Source organism: Streptomyces sp. NPDC014676, assembly GCF_043084105.1.
GTDB lineage: Bacteria > Actinomycetota > Actinomycetes > Streptomycetales > Streptomycetaceae > Streptomyces.
In genome coordinates, this window is record NZ_JBIBZI010000002.1 from 95374 (window position 1) to 110449 (window position 15076).

The 15076-nt window shown below is 71.0% G+C and carries 18 protein-coding genes, 1 tRNA gene and 1 pseudogene; 10 read left to right on the forward strand and 10 right to left on the reverse strand.

Going from position 1 to position 15076, the window contains the following annotated elements; all coding sequences use genetic code 11:
• Positions 1-80: 80 nt before the first annotated feature.
• From lysA to ACF1DX_RS04770, 3 genes are all read right to left on the reverse strand, one after another.
• A complete protein-coding gene (gene lysA / locus ACF1DX_RS04760) occupies positions 81-1472 on the reverse strand; it encodes a diaminopimelate decarboxylase (protein ID WP_391789813.1) in 1392 nt (463 codons plus the stop codon).
• A gap of 15 nt (positions 1473-1487) precedes the next feature.
• Positions 1488-2468: an ArgS-related anticodon-binding protein NrtL gene (gene nrtL, locus ACF1DX_RS04765; RefSeq protein WP_391789814.1), complete on the reverse strand. Its 981-nt coding sequence runs from the start codon at positions 2466-2468 to the stop codon at positions 1488-1490.
• 79 nt (positions 2469-2547) lie between these two features.
• Complete coding sequence (locus tag ACF1DX_RS04770) at positions 2548-2982, reverse strand: response regulator (protein ID WP_391789815.1); 435 nt, start codon at positions 2980-2982, stop codon at positions 2548-2550.
• Positions 2983-3166: 184 nt separating this feature from the next.
• On the opposite strand from ACF1DX_RS04770, the gene ACF1DX_RS04775 reads away from it, so the two are divergent.
• Positions 3167-3238 (forward strand) — tRNA-Arg (locus ACF1DX_RS04775).
• Between the two features lie 739 nt (positions 3239-3977).
• Here the strand turns inward: ACF1DX_RS04775 and ACF1DX_RS04780 are convergent.
• Positions 3978-4148: pseudogene (locus tag ACF1DX_RS04780) on the reverse strand (site-specific integrase); the annotation flags it as partial.
• A gap of 103 nt (positions 4149-4251) precedes the next feature.
• Positions 4252-4665: an ATP-binding protein gene (locus tag ACF1DX_RS04785; RefSeq protein WP_391789816.1), complete on the reverse strand. Its 414-nt coding sequence runs from the start codon at positions 4663-4665 to the stop codon at positions 4252-4254.
• A gap of 257 nt (positions 4666-4922) precedes the next feature.
• Here ACF1DX_RS04785 and ACF1DX_RS04790 point away from each other — a divergent pair, with 257 nt between their 5' ends.
• Together ACF1DX_RS04790 and ACF1DX_RS04795 are read left to right on the forward strand one after the other, a co-directional pair.
• Positions 4923-5771 carry a helix-turn-helix domain-containing protein gene (locus tag ACF1DX_RS04790; RefSeq protein ID WP_391789817.1) on the forward strand — a complete coding sequence of 283 codons (849 nt, stop codon included), beginning with the start codon at positions 4923-4925 and terminating at the stop codon, positions 5769-5771.
• A gap of 9 nt (positions 5772-5780) precedes the next feature.
• Positions 5781-5972: a hypothetical protein gene (locus tag ACF1DX_RS04795; RefSeq protein ID WP_391789818.1), complete on the forward strand. Its 192-nt coding sequence runs from the start codon at positions 5781-5783 to the stop codon at positions 5970-5972.
• Positions 5973-6089: 117 nt separating this feature from the next.
• Here ACF1DX_RS04795 and ACF1DX_RS04800 read toward each other — a convergent pair whose 3' ends face one another.
• Positions 6090-6560, reverse strand: coding sequence for a hypothetical protein (locus tag ACF1DX_RS04800; RefSeq protein ID WP_391789819.1), 471 nt, complete (start codon positions 6558-6560; stop codon positions 6090-6092).
• 113 nt (positions 6561-6673) lie between these two features.
• Between ACF1DX_RS04800 and ACF1DX_RS04805 the strand changes: the two genes are divergently transcribed.
• The 3 genes from ACF1DX_RS04805 (at position 6674) to ACF1DX_RS04815 (ending at position 8263) form a co-directional block, all read left to right on the forward strand.
• The gene (locus ACF1DX_RS04805) at positions 6674-7369 is read left to right on the forward strand and encodes an SMI1/KNR4 family protein (protein ID WP_391789820.1); all 696 of its coding nucleotides are present in this window, start codon (positions 6674-6676) and stop codon (positions 7367-7369) included.
• Positions 7347-7667 (forward strand): hypothetical protein, encoded by a 321-nt coding sequence (locus tag ACF1DX_RS04810; protein WP_391789821.1) that lies wholly within the window; start codon positions 7347-7349, stop codon positions 7665-7667. The genes ACF1DX_RS04805 and ACF1DX_RS04810 overlap by 23 nt, the downstream gene beginning before the upstream one ends.
• Before the next feature lie 374 nt (positions 7668-8041).
• Positions 8042-8263: a hypothetical protein gene (locus ACF1DX_RS04815; RefSeq protein WP_391789822.1), complete on the forward strand. Its 222-nt coding sequence runs from the start codon at positions 8042-8044 to the stop codon at positions 8261-8263.
• 355 nt (positions 8264-8618) lie between these two features.
• On the opposite strand, the gene ACF1DX_RS04820 is transcribed toward ACF1DX_RS04815, so the two are convergent.
• Positions 8619-9437 carry a hypothetical protein gene (locus ACF1DX_RS04820; protein WP_391789823.1) on the reverse strand — a complete coding sequence of 273 codons (819 nt, stop codon included), beginning with the start codon at positions 9435-9437 and terminating at the stop codon, positions 8619-8621.
• A gap of 368 nt (positions 9438-9805) precedes the next feature.
• Here ACF1DX_RS04820 and ACF1DX_RS04825 point away from each other — a divergent pair, with 368 nt between their 5' ends.
• Entirely contained in the window at positions 9806-10462 is a 657-nt protein-coding gene (locus tag ACF1DX_RS04825) for a hypothetical protein (protein WP_391789824.1), read from the forward strand.
• A gap of 150 nt (positions 10463-10612) precedes the next feature.
• On the opposite strand, the gene ACF1DX_RS04830 is transcribed toward ACF1DX_RS04825, so the two are convergent.
• On the reverse strand, positions 10613-11464 hold the full coding sequence (locus ACF1DX_RS04830) for a class I SAM-dependent methyltransferase (RefSeq protein ID WP_391789825.1): 852 nt from the start codon (positions 11462-11464) through the stop codon (positions 10613-10615).
• A 276-nt stretch (positions 11465-11740) separates the two neighbouring features.
• Between ACF1DX_RS04830 and ACF1DX_RS04835 the strand changes: the two genes are divergently transcribed.
• Together ACF1DX_RS04835 and ACF1DX_RS04840 are read left to right on the forward strand one after the other, a co-directional pair.
• Positions 11741-12004 carry a CopG family transcriptional regulator gene (locus ACF1DX_RS04835; RefSeq protein WP_073932456.1) on the forward strand — a complete coding sequence of 88 codons (264 nt, stop codon included), beginning with the start codon at positions 11741-11743 and terminating at the stop codon, positions 12002-12004.
• Positions 12001-12414: a type II toxin-antitoxin system VapC family toxin gene (locus tag ACF1DX_RS04840; RefSeq protein WP_391789826.1), complete on the forward strand. Its 414-nt coding sequence runs from the start codon at positions 12001-12003 to the stop codon at positions 12412-12414. Before ACF1DX_RS04835 ends, ACF1DX_RS04840 begins: the two co-directional genes overlap by 4 nt.
• Positions 12415-12500: 86 nt before the next feature.
• Here the strand turns inward: ACF1DX_RS04840 and ACF1DX_RS04845 are convergent, their stop codons facing one another.
• A complete protein-coding gene (locus ACF1DX_RS04845; protein WP_391789827.1) occupies positions 12501-13247 on the reverse strand; it encodes a hypothetical protein in 747 nt (248 codons plus the stop codon).
• Complete coding sequence (locus ACF1DX_RS04850; RefSeq protein ID WP_391789828.1) at positions 13237-13752, reverse strand: SigE family RNA polymerase sigma factor; 516 nt, start codon at positions 13750-13752, stop codon at positions 13237-13239. Before ACF1DX_RS04850 ends, ACF1DX_RS04845 begins: the two co-directional genes overlap by 11 nt.
• 146 nt (positions 13753-13898) lie before the next feature.
• Between ACF1DX_RS04850 and ACF1DX_RS04855 the strand changes: the two genes are divergently transcribed.
• The gene (locus ACF1DX_RS04855) at positions 13899-15032 is read left to right on the forward strand and encodes a sigma factor-like helix-turn-helix DNA-binding protein (protein ID WP_391789829.1); all 1134 of its coding nucleotides are present in this window, start codon (positions 13899-13901) and stop codon (positions 15030-15032) included.
• Positions 15033-15076: the final 44 nt, after the last annotated feature.

Here is a 15076-nt window from a genome sequence, read left to right on the forward strand (position 1 = left end):
GTGAGACATCTATTTCATTTTCACGACCGGGGAGACAGAAGATCTTCCGCCTCCCCGGTCGGTGTTCCTGTCGCCGCCGCTCATCCGACGTCGAGACGGAGGAGATCCTCCTCCGTCTCCCGCCGCACGATCACGCGCGCCTCGCCGTCCTTGACGGCGACGACGGGCGGACGCAGCACGTGGTTGTAGTTGCTGGCCATCGACCGGCAGTACGCCCCGGTCGCGGGGACGGCGATGAGGTCACCGGGTGCCAGGTCCCCCGGCAGGAAGGCGTCCTTCACCACGATGTCCCCGCTCTCGCAGTGCTTGCCGACGACCCGGCACAGCATCGGCTCGGCGTCGGAGACACGGGAGGCGAGGGCGACGCTGTACTCGGCGTCGTACAGCGCGGTCCGGATGTTGTCCGACATCCCGCCGTCCACGGAGACGTAGGTCCGCAGCCCGTCGAGCGGCTTGACGGTGCCGACCTCGTAGAGCGTGAAGGCGGTGGGCCCGACGATGGCCCGCCCCGGCTCGACGGAGATCCGGGGAGTCGTCAGCCGCGCGGCCTCGCACTCCCGGGTGACGATCTCGGTCAGCGCCTTGGCGATCTCGTGCGGCTCGCGCGGGTCGTCGTCACTGGTGTACGCGATCCCGAGCCCGCCCCCGAGGTCGATCTCGGGCAGCTCGACCCCGTGCTCGTCCCGGATGTCCTTGAGCAGCCCCACCACCCGGTGCGCGGCCACCTCGAACCCGGACATGTCGAAGATCTGCGACCCGATGTGGGAGTGGATCCCGATGAGCTCGAGACCATCGAGCTGCAACGCCCGCCGCACGGCCTCCGCGGCCTGCCCGCCCGCCAGCGGGATGCCGAACTTCTGGTCCTCGTGGGCGGTGGCGATGAACTCGTGCGTGTGCGCCTCGACGCCCACGGTGATACGGATCTGCACCCGCTGCCGCGTACCGAGCTCCCGTGCGATGTGCGCGACCCGGACGATCTCCTGGAACGAGTCGAGCACGATCCGCCCGACCCCGGCCTCGACGGCCCGCCGGATCTCGCCGGTGGACTTGTTGTTGCCGTGGAAGGCGATCCGCTCGGCGGGCATCCCGGCGGAGAGCGCGGTGGCGAGTTCGCCCCCGGAACAGACGTCGAGATTCAGCCCCTCCTCGTCCAGCCACCGCACGACGGCCCGGGAGAGGAACGCCTTGCCGGCGTAGAACACGTCGGCGTCGCTGCCGAAGGCGGTGCGCCAGGCCCGCGCCCGGCTCCGGAAGTCGTCCTCGTCGAGGACGTAGGCGGGGGTGCCGTACTCCTCGGCGAGCCGCTTGACGTCGATCCCGCCGACGGTGAGCACACCGTCCGTGTCACGGGTGACGGTCTCGGCCCACACCTTGGAGTCGAGGGCGTTGAGGTCGGTGGGCGGTGCGGAGTAGTGCCCCTCGGGGAGGACGTCGGCGTGACGGGGCCCGGCGGGGTGGGCGGAACGGCTCATTGTTCGCGTGCTCTCTCAGAGATGGTCGGGTGCGTCGATGCCGAGCAGGGACAGGCCGCCGGCCAGCACCGTCCCGGCGGCGTCGGCGAGCGCGAGCCGGGCACGGTGGGCGGCCGAGGGTTTCTCGTCGCCGAGGGGCAGTACGGCGGGCAGCAGCGGCATCACGGCATCGGCGACGGCGACGAGCTGCCGGGCGAGCCGGTCGGGCGCGCGGTGGGTGGCGGCGGCGACGAGGACACGGGGGTGGTCGGCGAGAACCTGGACCAACGACCGGCCCTCCGCCACGGGACCGGGCCCGGGACCGAATCCGAGGTCGGCGGCGTTGCGGAGCAGCGCCCGGGTGCGGGCATGGGCGTACCGGACCCGGAACAGCGGATTGCTCTCCCGCTGCACCAGGTGCTCGTCGCCGATCCGGGGCCGGTCGTGCGGGGCGGGGTGCAGCAGGGCCCAGCGGGCGGCGTCGGGGCCGAGACGGAAGGGGTCGGCGGGCACGGGGACGGGCCGGACGACGGTGCCGTGATCGTCGTCGAGGTGGACGACGGCACCCTGGGACCGGAGGATCCGGCCGAGCGCCTCGGCCTGGACGACGGCCCGCACCTCGGAGACCGCGCGGAGCCGGACGGTGCGACCGCTCAGGGCGTCACCGTGCCCGTACCGGGAACCGCACCGCAGGATCTCGCGGACGAGCCCGGCGGCCCCTTCCGCCCCTTCCGCGTCGGCGAGGCTGATGTTGAGGAACCCGGGTCCGGTGACGACGACGTCACCGATGCCGGGGGCGCGCAGAAGACGGGGCCGGAGGATCTCGGCGACCCGCTGGGGCGGCTGTCCGGCCGGCCGTGCGAGCTGGAGGGCGACATTGGTCGCGTAGTCCCCGCACCCTCCGGGACGGGGAGGCGCGACGAGCACCTTCTCCGGCAACGCCACCCTCAGCTCCCCCTCGTCGACGGCACGGCGCACCGCGTGCAGCACGGTGCGGGAGAGCTCGACGGGGGTCACGGGACAAGCGTAGGGGAGGAGGGGGGTGGGTAGACGAATGAGTTGGGCCGCGATCCCGAGATGTGGACGGCCGTCGGCTTCACCCTCCGGCGTGCCCGGCGGCCGGCTCGGCGTCCCCGGGCCCACGGACCCGCCCGAGGGGACCGAGGATCAGCCGCTGCACGAGCCGCACGAGCTCCCCGGGCTCGAAGGGCTTGGCGAGGAAGGCGTCCACTCCCACGTCGAGCCCGCTCTCGACCTCGTACTGGGTGCAGGCACTGACGATGACGAGCGGGAGATGACTGGTCCGGGGATCCTTGCGCAGCCGGGCCGCCGTCCGGAGCCCGTCGAGCCGCGGCATGACGACGTCGAGGGTGACGAGGTCGGGCCGCACCTGATGGACGACTTCCAGACACTCGGCACCATCGGCCGCGGTCACGACCTCGATGCCCTCCAGCTCGAGGTTGACCCTGATCAACTGCCGGATGACCTTGTTGTCGTCCACAACAAGAACCCGGCCCGATGCGCCTGGCACAACTCGAGAGTAGGTCGCTCCCGGCCACCGCGTCCGGCGTTTCCCGACTTCCGCCCCGCACGGGCGACCCCCCGCACCCCGGACCGACCCCCGCCTCCTTCCACCTGCTGCGAAAACGGGTTCATGACCACCCCCGGAGAGCTGGTAATGTTCTACCCGTCGCCGCGATCACCGCGACGGACACGCCCCCGTAGCTCAGGGGATAGAGCAACGGCCTCCGGAGCCGTGTGCGCAGGTTCGAATCCTGCCGGGGGCACCTCGAAGAAGGTGCCTAAAGACCCCGTCACCAGCGGAAACGCTGAGGCCGGGGTCTTCGCGTATGTGCAGGCGTGTGCGGCCCGGAGCGGCCGTATGTCGGGGTCCGTGGACGAGGCGTGGACGGGATCTTGGGGCATCGCCGGAGGTGAGCCCCAGGAAACAGGAAGGTCCCTGAACAGCTCCAAGAGTCGGACACTCAGGACGCCCCGAAAGGGCGCGCGCATGGTGACGCGGCGGTCAGCCCAGGGCGCCTACGGGGTGCCACCGCCGCCCTCGATCGCTGCACACCCACGGCATGAGCCGCCCACAACAGGGAAACCAGACGGGCGGCTTCGTGGTCATGACGCAGCCTTCGCACTGCGGCCAGGCCGCGCGAAGGCTGCGAGGGCAAAAACAGTCCCCGGTAGTACTGCACGTGTCCTGGAGCTTCAGTCGTCACTGTCACTCCGGTATCGCGCCGGCTTGCCGGGGGCCTACACCGCATCCTGTCCAAGCCACTCCGCCGACTAGGCGTCCTCATCGACTTTGTGACTCTTCCGGTGTTGTGGCTTATTAACCAGATTAGGCAGGTTACGCACCGAGTCAATATGCTTCGGGTGGAGTTTTTGAACTCGGAGATCGTCCTGGCAGACCTCGTGAAGGACATCACGGAGAGCGGCTACCCGATGAGCTGGGACATGGAGCGACGACGAGGCCCCCGAACGCGATGCCAGGGCCTCGGGTACGGGCAGGGATGCCTACTCGTACTCGCGCAGCAGACCCTCTATACGCCGGTAGGCAACGTCCTGCTGTCCGTCGAGGCACTCCGCGTAGCGGGTCAGCAGGACCGCGACGCTGTTGCCGACGCGCTCGGCCACCTCGGTCGGGTCGACACCGGCGTTGAGCCACGTCGACAGCGCCGAGGCCTCTCTGTCAGCCTTTGATGAGACGCCCCGCTTCAGCGGGTTAGCCGGTCGGACAGCACCGGCAGGGCCGTACTGTCCGACCGGCCCTGCTGACCACTCCGCCGGGTCAACCGCCTTGGCGGAAAGAGAGGCCCGCGACCACGGAGGTTCCGCGTGTGGGGCGGGGGCGGACGGTCCAGGCTGTGGCGAGGCTGTCGACGAGGAGCAGGCCCCGGCCGTTTTCGGAGGCCGCGTCCGGGTGGGACAGTGCGGGCTTGCCGGTGCCGGGGTCGGAGACGGCGAGCCAGTAGTGGCCGTCGGCCGGCCACAGCACGAGCTCGATGAGGTCCTCGTCCTCCCGGCAGGCTCCGTGGCGGATGGCGTTGGTGACCAGTTCGGAGGTCAGCAGGCTCAGGTCGTCACCCAGGTGCGGGCGGAGGACGTGCGGCAGCGATTCGGTGACGGCGTGGCGGGCTCTCCGTACGGAGGCGGGGTGGGCGGGGAAGTGCCAGTGGACGGGTACCAGGGGGATTTCGGGCATGACGAACTCCAGTGCTGTTGTAGGGGGTTCGGGGCTCGCCGGTGGCCTACCGCCCTGGTCGCGGGCACACCCGCCCCAGGGCAGGCGAGCATGCTCGCGCGGTGCGCTTCCGGCATCACTGTGTGTAGCTTGCGCGATACCGACAGTAGAGCAGTCGGTGGTAAATTTCCCACGCGCTCAAGAGAATTCACCACGGAGAGGTAGGGCGGCCTCCGAGCGCCGCCGAGCGACCCCTGCCTCGGATGGAAGGAATCCCGATGCCCCCGAGGACGACCCCCACAGAGCGGCAGAAGCGGCTGGGAAGTGAGCTACGGCGCATCCGCACTGCGTCAGGGATGTCCGCGGAGTTCGCGGCGGGCCTGCTGGGTGTGGATCGGGGCAAGATCTCCAACATCGAGTCCGGGGTCCGGGGTATCAGCGCCGACCGTCTGCGCACGCTGGCCTGCAACTGTGATGTGACCGATGAGACGTACATCGAGGCGCTCGTCGAGATGGCTCAGGCGAGTACGGGCTGGTGGGAGCGCTACCGAGGCGTCCTGCCCCAAGGCTTGCTGGACATCGCGGAGACGGAAAGCCACGCGGTGCGCATGCGCGGTGCCAACACCGTGCACGTGCCCGGCCTGCTCCAGACCTCGGAACAGGCGATGGCCATCTTCCGGGCCGCGGTTCCCGCCTTGCCCGAGCACGAGGTCGCCCTGCGGCTTGCGCTGCGTGCCGAACGCCAACAGGTGATCGCCGGTGACAGGGCGGTCCCGTACGTCGCGGTCATCCACGAGGCGGCGCTCCGCATGCAGTTTGGCGGTACCGACGTGGCCCGCGCCCAGTTGGAATACCTTCTGGAGGTCTCTGAGCGGGACAACGTCACCGTGCTTGTTCTGCCCTTCGCCCACGGTGCCTTCCCGGGCGCCGGGCAGACGGTCGTCCACATCGAGGGGCCCGTCCCGCAGCTCGATACGGTGCAGGTGGACAGCTCTCACGGGCCCACCTTCCTCCACGCCGAGGGTCAGTTGGCGAAATACCGGGCGCAGCTCGATCTGTTGGAAAGTCTGGCTCTGTCGCCAGAGCGGTCCAGAGACTTCGTCCGCGACATCTCACGCCAACTCTGAGGAGTATCGATGCCCGACATCATCTGGGAAGCCCCGTTCTGCGCCGAGGGCAGCTCCTGCTTCCGCCTCGGTACCGATGCCGACGGCAACGGATACATAGCTGTCGCCGGTCAGGAGGAGAGCCCTCTCACCGACTCCCTCGAAGCCCTGCGCACTCTCATCACCGACATCAAAGCCGGTAAGGCCGACCACCTGCTGTAGGGCTCGCGGCGCCCCGGCTACAGACCGACTCGGCCGGTATGCCCTGGACCTCCCACAGTCCACTGCCCCGGAGGTGCCAGAACGGATACTCCGGTGTGGCCTTCGCGTTGGGAAGGCCTACTCGACCAGGAGCGGGCCGACCTCGTCCCGGAACTGTGGCCACGGGGTCAGGCGGGGCCGCTCGTCGGCTTCGCGGGATATCGCCCACAGGAGGCTCAGCGGTTGGTGACGGCTGGGGGCCGGGTTCCCGGGGCCGCGGGAGACCTTGAGTTTCCGGAGGTGCTTCAGGAGGGCGGCGCGGTCAAGGGGGGTCTCCCCGTTCTCCACCACGAAGCCGAGCTCACTCAGGCATCGCGCCACCGTGGCCGCACCGCCGCTGAAGTCCCCCGCGCGGAGGAATTCGCCTGTGGCATGCCCGTGGGCGACACCTGCGATGGCCTTCGAGTCGTAGCGGAGGCCGTCCAGGACCAACTCGTACGACCTGGCTCGCTTGAAGCCGTACTTCTGAAGGAAGTCGTCCCGGCCCAGACGGCGGAACTCCTCGGTCGCCGCGATGACGTCCTCGTACCTGATGTCGCCAAGCCCCATACGCCGAAGGCTAGTCGGACAGTATGACAATCCATGCGACACGGTAGGCGGTCATCCTTGCTCCACGGAAAAATCCCGTGCCGGTACGGCGCGCGTCTCACTAGCGTGAACCCGTGAGCGAAGACATGTGGGCGGGAGTGCGGGAGCGGGTGCTTCGGCTTGTCGAACACCCCGGAGCAGGCAAGGTCTTCGGGGCGCGGGGGCATGGTTTTCGCCTCGGTCCGGTCATGGGCGAAGAGCAGATCCGAGCGCTGGAAGCAGATCTGGGCGTCAGTCTGCCGGCGCAATACCGGAGTTTCCTGCTTCACGTCGGAGCGGGGGGAGCCGGCCCCGACTACGGCCTGATGACACCGGTCATGGGCGACGACGGGTGGCGGTGGCTCGGCGTCGGGCTCGCCTTCCCCGCACAGCCGACCACCGCCGAGTTCGCCGGACGTCCCTTCGTGGCCGAGGCACTGCAAAGCGAGCTCGACGCGCTCGAGACACAGGAGCCCACGCCGGACGCCTTCGCGACCGACGAGGAGTTCGGTCGCGCGCACGCGGCCTGGGACGCACGTTACGAGGAGTTGTACGACGCGCAGGAGGCGGGGGCGGTGTTCCTCAGCGAACAGGGGTGCGGCTACGCGTCACTGCTGGTGATGACGGGCCCGCACCGGGGCGCCATCTGGGAGGATCTGAGACCGGCGGACCGGGGAATCGAGCCGACCGGGCATGACTTCGCGCACTGGTACCGGAGGTGGCTCGAGCGCACCGAGCGACAGCTCGAGACCTGGCAGGGTGAGGACGATGCGGTACTGCGAACGCCATGAAATGCACAACTGCGCCGACTGCGCTCCGCGCGCACCTCACGGCGGCGCACCTACCACCGGCGAATGGGACGGCTGGCCGGCGGCCGCGATCATCATCCACGCCAGCGGCAAGGCCCACCTTCCGGGCTGCACGCACATCGTCCCGGCCGACATCCGGCCGCCCCGCTACGGCTGGGTGCTCACCCCCTCACCCGGAGCATGGCGTCGTCTCGCTCCCTCCAGCCCGCTCCGCGCCACCCAGGGCAACACCGAGCGGACGGCTGTGAGCCGCTGCGAGAGCTGCGACGCGACGCAATAAGGGCGCACTCTTCAGCGCGCGGGCCTCGGACCGAAGAGGGCGGGTCACGGCGTGTCCCGTCCGGCGCGGTGCCAGGTGAACAAAAGGCGCCCCTGTATCTGTCCCGGCGGATTCCCAATGATGCTGCGAGGTTCGCCTCGTGCCGCCCGTGCGCGGTGTCCCGTCGGTCCGCTCCCGTCCCGGGTCGGGGTGATGGCGCCGGAAAGGGGCCGTTCCTCGTGTTCCTGCGGGCCTTTCCGCAGGTCAGCGCCCCCGGCGCCGCTCGCACTCGCCTGATCGCGAAGGGCGTCCGGTCGACGGCGTTGTGGGAGTGTGACGATTCGGGCGTCGCAGGACCGCAGCAAGCCGGGGGCGGCGGGCGCATACTGGGGGCAATGACAAAGTCTGCTGCACCCAAGCGCCATTTGCCCACGAGCCCCTTCAAGGCCCCGGTCACGCTGCCGCCCAAGGAGTTCGCCGTGGGCGACCAGGTCACCCACGACATGTACGGCCTCGGCCGGGTCACCGGTGTCGAGGAGGGGATCGCCACCGTCGTGAACTTCGGCTCGGAGGAACGGCGGATCCTGAGCCCTTACTCCAAGATGACCAAGCTGTAGCACCGCTGTGCCCGGTCACGGCACGCCGGGTCCCACCGGGACCCGTAACGAATGGGAGTTCCCTCATCGATCTGACCTCGCAGTTCTCCGCCCCGGAAAAGGCGCCTCGCCCCGCTTCCGCGGCAGCGCCGCCTCCGGCGACACAGCCCTTCCACGCCCCGGACTTCGGGGACGACTGGTCCTTCGGTCCGGACGACGGTCCGGAATCGTTCCCGGACGCGGGTGTGGCACGGCCCAAGGCGGCCGGCCGCCGTTCGTGACGGTGGCCCGGCGGTGCCGGAGGTGACCGGGCTCGTCCGCTGGAAGGCGGGTGAGTCCGGTCACGCGTGTCGGTGACGTCCGGGGGCCGGGCGGCTCACGGGGTGGTCGTCGCCGGGGGATGGCTCGGGTGCAGTGAGGGGGACAGCGGCTCCAGGGACGCGCAGAGCGAGGTCGGGAAGGCGGGCTCCCTGCGCTGGATGTCCTGGCAGCCTCCGGCCGAGGTGCGGAAGATCGGATCCCAGCCGGATTCCTCCGCGCGGAAGAAGTAGCGGTCGCCCAGCCGGGACGAGCAGGCGGGGTCCGCCGAACCGCCGCAGGCCGGTCCCGTGCGCCAGGAGAAGTCCAGCACCAGCCACTTCCCGTCGCACTTCTCCGAGTTCCGGTAGGTGTGGTCGGGCGCGCCGACGGCCATCAACGCCTGTTCGTAGGAGGCGGTGGTGCAGCCGGTGGCCGGTGGCGTACAGCCCAGCTCTCCGCACAGCCGCAGCGCGGGCGGCTCGGCGCCGTCGGCGGTGAAGCGCGTGTAGTTGTCGACGATCACGTCCCGGTCGCCCAGTGGCTCGGGCAGGGTGACCTTTACCGTGGCCGTGCGCTCCTCGGCGCATCCGGAGGACCTGTCCCCGGACGGTGAGGTGAAGGTGACCTGTACCCGGGCGAGGTCGGTCATCGGGTCGGTGAGCACTGCCTTGAGGTCGCGCACGCAGGGGTGCGGACCACTGGGCACCCGTGTCTCGAGGAACAGGGTGCGGCGGTCGTCACCGAGGCGGGCTCCGGTGACCGCGGAGGGCTGCGCCGTGGTCCAGGGGAGCGGCTCGGTCGCCGCCGACGACCGCGTTCCTCCTCCCCCGCCGGCCGTTTCCGTTCCGCACGCGCCGAGGAGCAGTACGGCGGCGGCACAGAGCAGGGCGATCACGCCTGTTCGTCGTGGTCCGTCCGATCGCACAGCGTTCGATCCCCCCGTACGGCAGTGTCGTTGCCCGGGTCACTATAGGACTGTGGTGTCCTGGTGCAGGATCTGTGTTCCGGTCGTCCGGATCGGCGCGGACACGATGTCACCGGCCACTTTCCTCCGGTACGGCCGTTCCCTGGCGTGCCGCGTCAGGAACCCGGCGCCCGAGCGCCGTCGCCCCCCTGGCATCCGCCTGTCACAAAGCGCCTACGGCGTCACGACCAGCGCACGCCCCCGTACGAGCAATGGACACAATTCCAACACGAACTCTCCACAAACACTCCTTCACCAGGAATGATGCGTAACGCAACCACGCACATCCTGGGGGGACGATGAGTTACAACGCCACGCCGCCGCCCATGCCCGGCTTCCCGCCGGCTCCACCGGCGCCGCCGAAGAACACGAAGACGCACACGATCATCATCGCTTCCGCCGCTGCCGTGGTCGCCGCCGTCATCGCGGCCACCGTCACGGCCGGCGTGACGAACAGCGATGAGGCCAAGCCCGCACCGACCGTCACCGTCACCGAGACGGAGACCGTCGAGGGCGCGGACACCGCCGCGGACGCCGAGTCGGAACCGGCCGACGAGGAGAGCAGCAGCGACTCGTACAGCCTCACCGACACGGTGACCTACGAGAACGACGTCGAAGTCAGCCTGTCGAAGTTCTCCCGCAGTGTCTCCAGCGAGTACGCCTCTCCCGAGAACACTCCCTACGCCAAGTTCACGATCAAGGTCGTCAATGGTTCCACCGAAACCGTCGACGCGACCGGGATGACCGTCAACTGCGCCTACGGCGATGACGGCAGGGAGAGCGAAGCCGTCTTCGACGAAGGGCTCGACGGGCTTCCCGACACACGCATCCTCGCGGGACGTTCGCTGTCCATCACCTGGGGTTGCGAGATCCCGAAGAAGGAGAAGTACCTCCAGGTCGAAGTCTCACCCGACTTCGAATCGGAGGCGGCGATCTTCGTGGGCAACGTGAAGTAGCCGCAGCGGCGGAAGGGCCCACGGCGGCTGCGCCAGGACGCAGCCGGTGAAAGCACGATCACGCCTCCTCTACGGGCTGTTGCCCGAGAGACGCTCGCCGATGGCCACCGGTCGGCGGGACCGGCCGGGGCCCCTTCCCTTCGTACCGCCTCACGCGCGTCCCGGCCAGGTCGCTGTCACCAGCCAGTGGTGGGCTGTGAGGCGTACGCCGTTCTTCGTCTCGTAGGGGCGGAAGGCGGCGGTGGCGGCCTGGCGGGCCCTGGCGGTGGCCTCGGGGGTGGCGTCGCGCAGCCAGTGGCGCACGGGGCCCCAGCCGAAGAGGAAGGCGGCGGCGTCGGCCGCGTCCGTGCCCCACATCTGCGGTACTTCGAGCGGGGTGACGGTGATCGCGTCGTAGGCGGACTCGCTCAGGACGTGCCGGGTGCGTGCCGGGTCGGCGAAGGCGGCGGGGCCCGTCTCCGTCCTCTCGGAGAAGTCGGGCAGGGAGACGTGCTCGGCCATCGCCGCGAAGATCACCGACTGGTCCATGCGGTCGATGGACTGCGGGCAGACGAAGGCCAGCCGTCCGCCCGGGCGCAGGGCGCGTCCGATGTTCGTGAACGCGGCGACCGGGTCGGCGAAGAACATGATGCCGAAGCGGCTCAGGGCGACGTCGAAGGACGCGGGCTCGAACGGGTGCACCTGGGCGTCGGCCCGGAGGTAAGTGACGTTGGTGAGGTGGTCCGCGGCGGTGCTCGCGCGGGCCCGTTCCAGCATGGGGGCCGACAGGTCGACGCCCACGGCGTGATGCGCGGTGCGGGCGGCCAGCCGGGTCAGGTGTCCGTTGCCGCAGCCGATGTCCAGGACGCCGTCCGTGTCCCGGAGGCGGGCGGCGGACAGGAGCGGGGCGTTGGTGGAGTCGTTGAGGGCGTCGTAGCGCGACTGGTGGTCGGCCCAGTGCCGGCCTTCGTAGCCGTTCCACGCCTCGGACTGGTGGGTGTTCACGATCCGGTTGTCGGCCATACGGAACATGGTGCCGTGCATGGTGGCTCAGGGGGCATCGAGGTGCTGCTGGTGGGGGCCTTCCCGGCGCTGCAGCGGTCGTTCATCCGGGGGCTGACGTCGGGGGCGGTCAAGGGGGAGGGCGGTGGTATGGCCGCCCTGGTGGAACGGGGGTTTCCGACGGCCGGTGAGCCCTTCGCCAGCCGGCAGGCCTCGGCGGGCTTCCTGTGGGGGGTGAAGGGCCGGTCCGTCCGGCATACCGGCCCAGCGGGGAGGATAAAAGGTAGGATGAGTGGCATGAGTGAGCCTACCGGCAAGTATTCGATCACCATGCCGCGTGACATCGCCGAAGCGGCCAAGGCCCGCAGTGGCCCGTCGGGGCTGTCCGCCTATGTCGCCGCCGCGGTCGCCCGTCAGATCGAACGCGACAATCTCAACGAACTCATCGCCGTCGCCGAGGCCGAGCACGGGCCCGTCACCGAGGACGAGATCCTGGCCCTGCGCGACCAGCTCCACCAGGCCCGGCAGCAGCAGACGCCGGGTGGAGCGAACGCCGCGTGAGCCGCTCCCCCGCCGTCCCGGGCGGCACGCTGGTGCTGGACAGCGAGGGGCTCGCCAAGGCCGTCCTCCGCGACCGCGCGGTCACCGCCTGGCTCGCCCTCGCCCGTGCCGACGACCTGCGGGTGATCACGTCCACGGCCACGCTCGTGGAGGTCGTTCACCCCCGCATCAACCGCCCCGCTCTGGAATGGACCCTTTCCCGCCTCGTCGTCGAACCCGTCACCGAGGCGATCGCCCGCCACGCCGCCGCCCTGCTGGCCGACACCGGACTGCACGGTCACAAGTACGCCATCGACGCGATGCTCAGCGCGACCGCCCTGGCCGCTCCCGGGCCCGTCACCGTGCTCACCTCGGACCCGGAGGACATCACCGCGTTCTGCGGAACACGCGCCACCGTCATCAAGGTCTGACGCCGGGAACGTCCTGTCCGGTACGGAAGCCCGTCCGGGGCGTCCTCCCGTACGGCGCCCCGGGCGTGGTGGCGGCCGACCGGAGGTCAGTCGTCCGTGCCGGGCGTCCCGGTGCGGTCCGTGGTTCCCGGGGCACCGGCCGCCGTCTCCGCCCGTGCCGGGGCGGTGGCCGTCGCCCCCGCGTCCGGGGTGACCGTCGACGTGATCTCGACGCGGTCGCCCTCCCGCACCCGGGCGTAGAACCACTTCGCGTCCGTGGCGCTCATGCCCAGCCAGCCCGTCCCGGCGGAGAGCGCGGCGAGTTCCTTGATGTCGAAGGCGGGGGCGCCCGCGTAGACCGGTTGCCGGCCGGAGGTGCGCAGTTCCACCAGGTACGGGACCTTGATCTCGGTGCCGGACTTGATGCCGTTCTCGAGCCGCAGCGTCCTGACGTCGTCCTTGGCGACCACCGTCATGCGACTGCCGGACGGGAACCGGGGGAAGGAGTGCGATTCGACGCGCAGGACGCGCCCGCCGAACGTGAGGGTGTGACGGCCCAGGTCCAGGACGCCGACGCCGACGGGGGTGGGAGCCGGGGTCGCCGCGCTCGGGGTGGGCGCCCCGGGTGCCGCCGCCGGGGTCCGGCCGTCCCGGCCGGGGTCCCCGGTGTGCAGGGTGAACGCGACGGCCGTCAGCGCGCAGGCCGCCGCGGCCGCCGTGCCGAGCACGGCACTCGCCCTGCGGCGGCGGGAGCGGCGCCGGGCGCGGTCGCGGACCTCCGCGGCGCCGACGCGCGGCGGGGTCTCGTGCTGTGCGGCCAACTCGCGCAAGGCACCGGCGAGTTCATCCGACACGGCCGCTCTCCCTCCAGGCCGGCTCCTCGGCCTCGTCCACCGCCAGGTGTCTGGCCAGTGCCGCCCGTCCGCGGGACAGCCTGGCCTTGACCGTGCCCACGGGTGCGCCTGTTTCGGAGGCTACCTGTTCGACGCTGAGGTCGCACAGGTGGTGCAGGACGATGGCCATGCGCTGTTGCTCCGGCAGTTGGCGCAGCGCGGTGACCAGGGCGGTGCGGTCGGGGCCCGGTCCGGGGGTGGTCTCCTGCGGGGGGGTGCGCCGCACCAGTTCCAGCCAGCGTCTCGCACGGCGCCAGCGGCTCACCGCGAGGCGCATGGCGACGGTGCGTACCCATGCCTCGGGCGCCTCGTCGGCGAGCAGCTTCCGACGCCGGTCCCAAGCCCGTACGAACGCCTCCTGGACCACGTCCTGGGCCTCGCCGAGGTCCCCGGTGAAGGCGTACAACTGCCCGGTCAGACGGGGGAACGCGGCCGCGTAGAAAGCGTCGAACTCTTCCTCGGTCATGCCCTCCACCGGTGTCTCGGATTTCCCGTGCAACCCGGCCGCCCCCGCCATGCGTACAGGTTCCGCAGGTCGCGCACATCGAAGCACAACCCTGGAGGAAGACGTTGAACACGGGTGCCGGGATCCATCGGCCCGCCGTCACGGACGTGGCGTACTCCCCTCTCCGCCCGGCGCGCCCGCCCCGAGTGCGGGCCGGGGACGGTGACTTCGCCGGGTACGCGCACGACCGCTGGCCGCGGCTGGTCGTCACCGCGCGGCTGCTCACCGAGGACGCGCGGGACGCCGGGGAGTTGGCGCGGCGCACGCTGGTGCGGGTGTGCGCGCGGTGGCGGCGGATCCCGCGCGACGACGTCGACTTCCACGTACGGCGGTCCCTGGTCCGGGCGCATCTGCGCGGACGGGCACGCCGTGCGGGCGGCCGGCGCCGGGTGGTGCTGGTGCTGCGGTACTGGGAGGGGCTGGGCGAGGCCGAGATCGCGCAGGTGCTGGGGTGTTCGGTGGGGGCCGTGCGCGCGGTGCTGCGGCGCGAGGGGAAGCGTGTCCCGGCCGAGGAACGGCGGGCGGGGTTCGCCGCGGTGCTCGCCGGTTTCGTGCCGCCGGCCGTTCCGCTCGACGGCATCCTGCGGGACGGCGCGCTGCGCCGCCGGCGGCGGGCGGGGGCGGTCGCCGCCGGGTGCGCCCTGCTGCTCGCCCCGCCGGCCGTCCTCGCCGCCGGTCCCCTCGGGGACGGCGGCGCCGACGGGGCCCCGGAGGTGCCCGACCGCTTCGAACCCGGGCCGGTGCGGGTCGTCGCCCCCGGTGAGCGGGTGGCCGCCGCTCCCGGTGTGGAGGTCTGGCTGACGCCGGACGGGCAGCACTGGTCGTCCCCGCGGGCACGCAACCGGTTCCGCCCGGCGAGCGACGGAAACCCCGGCCGCGCCGTGGCGGGCGGCTCCGTCCAAGGCGGCTCCGTCCGAGGCGTCTCCGTGCAGGGCGTCTCCGTGCAGGGCGAGAGGCTGGACGACGGGACGTACTTCCGGTCCGGCGTCTACCACGGGCTGGGCGCCGATCCCGCCCGCGTCGAGATCCGCGCCGGCGGCAGGACGGTCACCGCGAACGTCCTGACATTGGCGGGCAGTCCGGGGTGGGGGGTGTGGTACGCGAGGACGCCGCCGGAGGACGCCGCGGCCGGCGGTGCCCGGACCGTCACCGTGTACGACGCGTCCGGTGACGTCCTGATGCGGTCGGACCTCGGTCCCCCGGTGGCGCGGCCGGTGTCCGTCGGGGCGTGGCGCTCATGAGGCTGCCCCCGATCGCCGGCCGGCTCCCGCGCAGGGACCCGGAC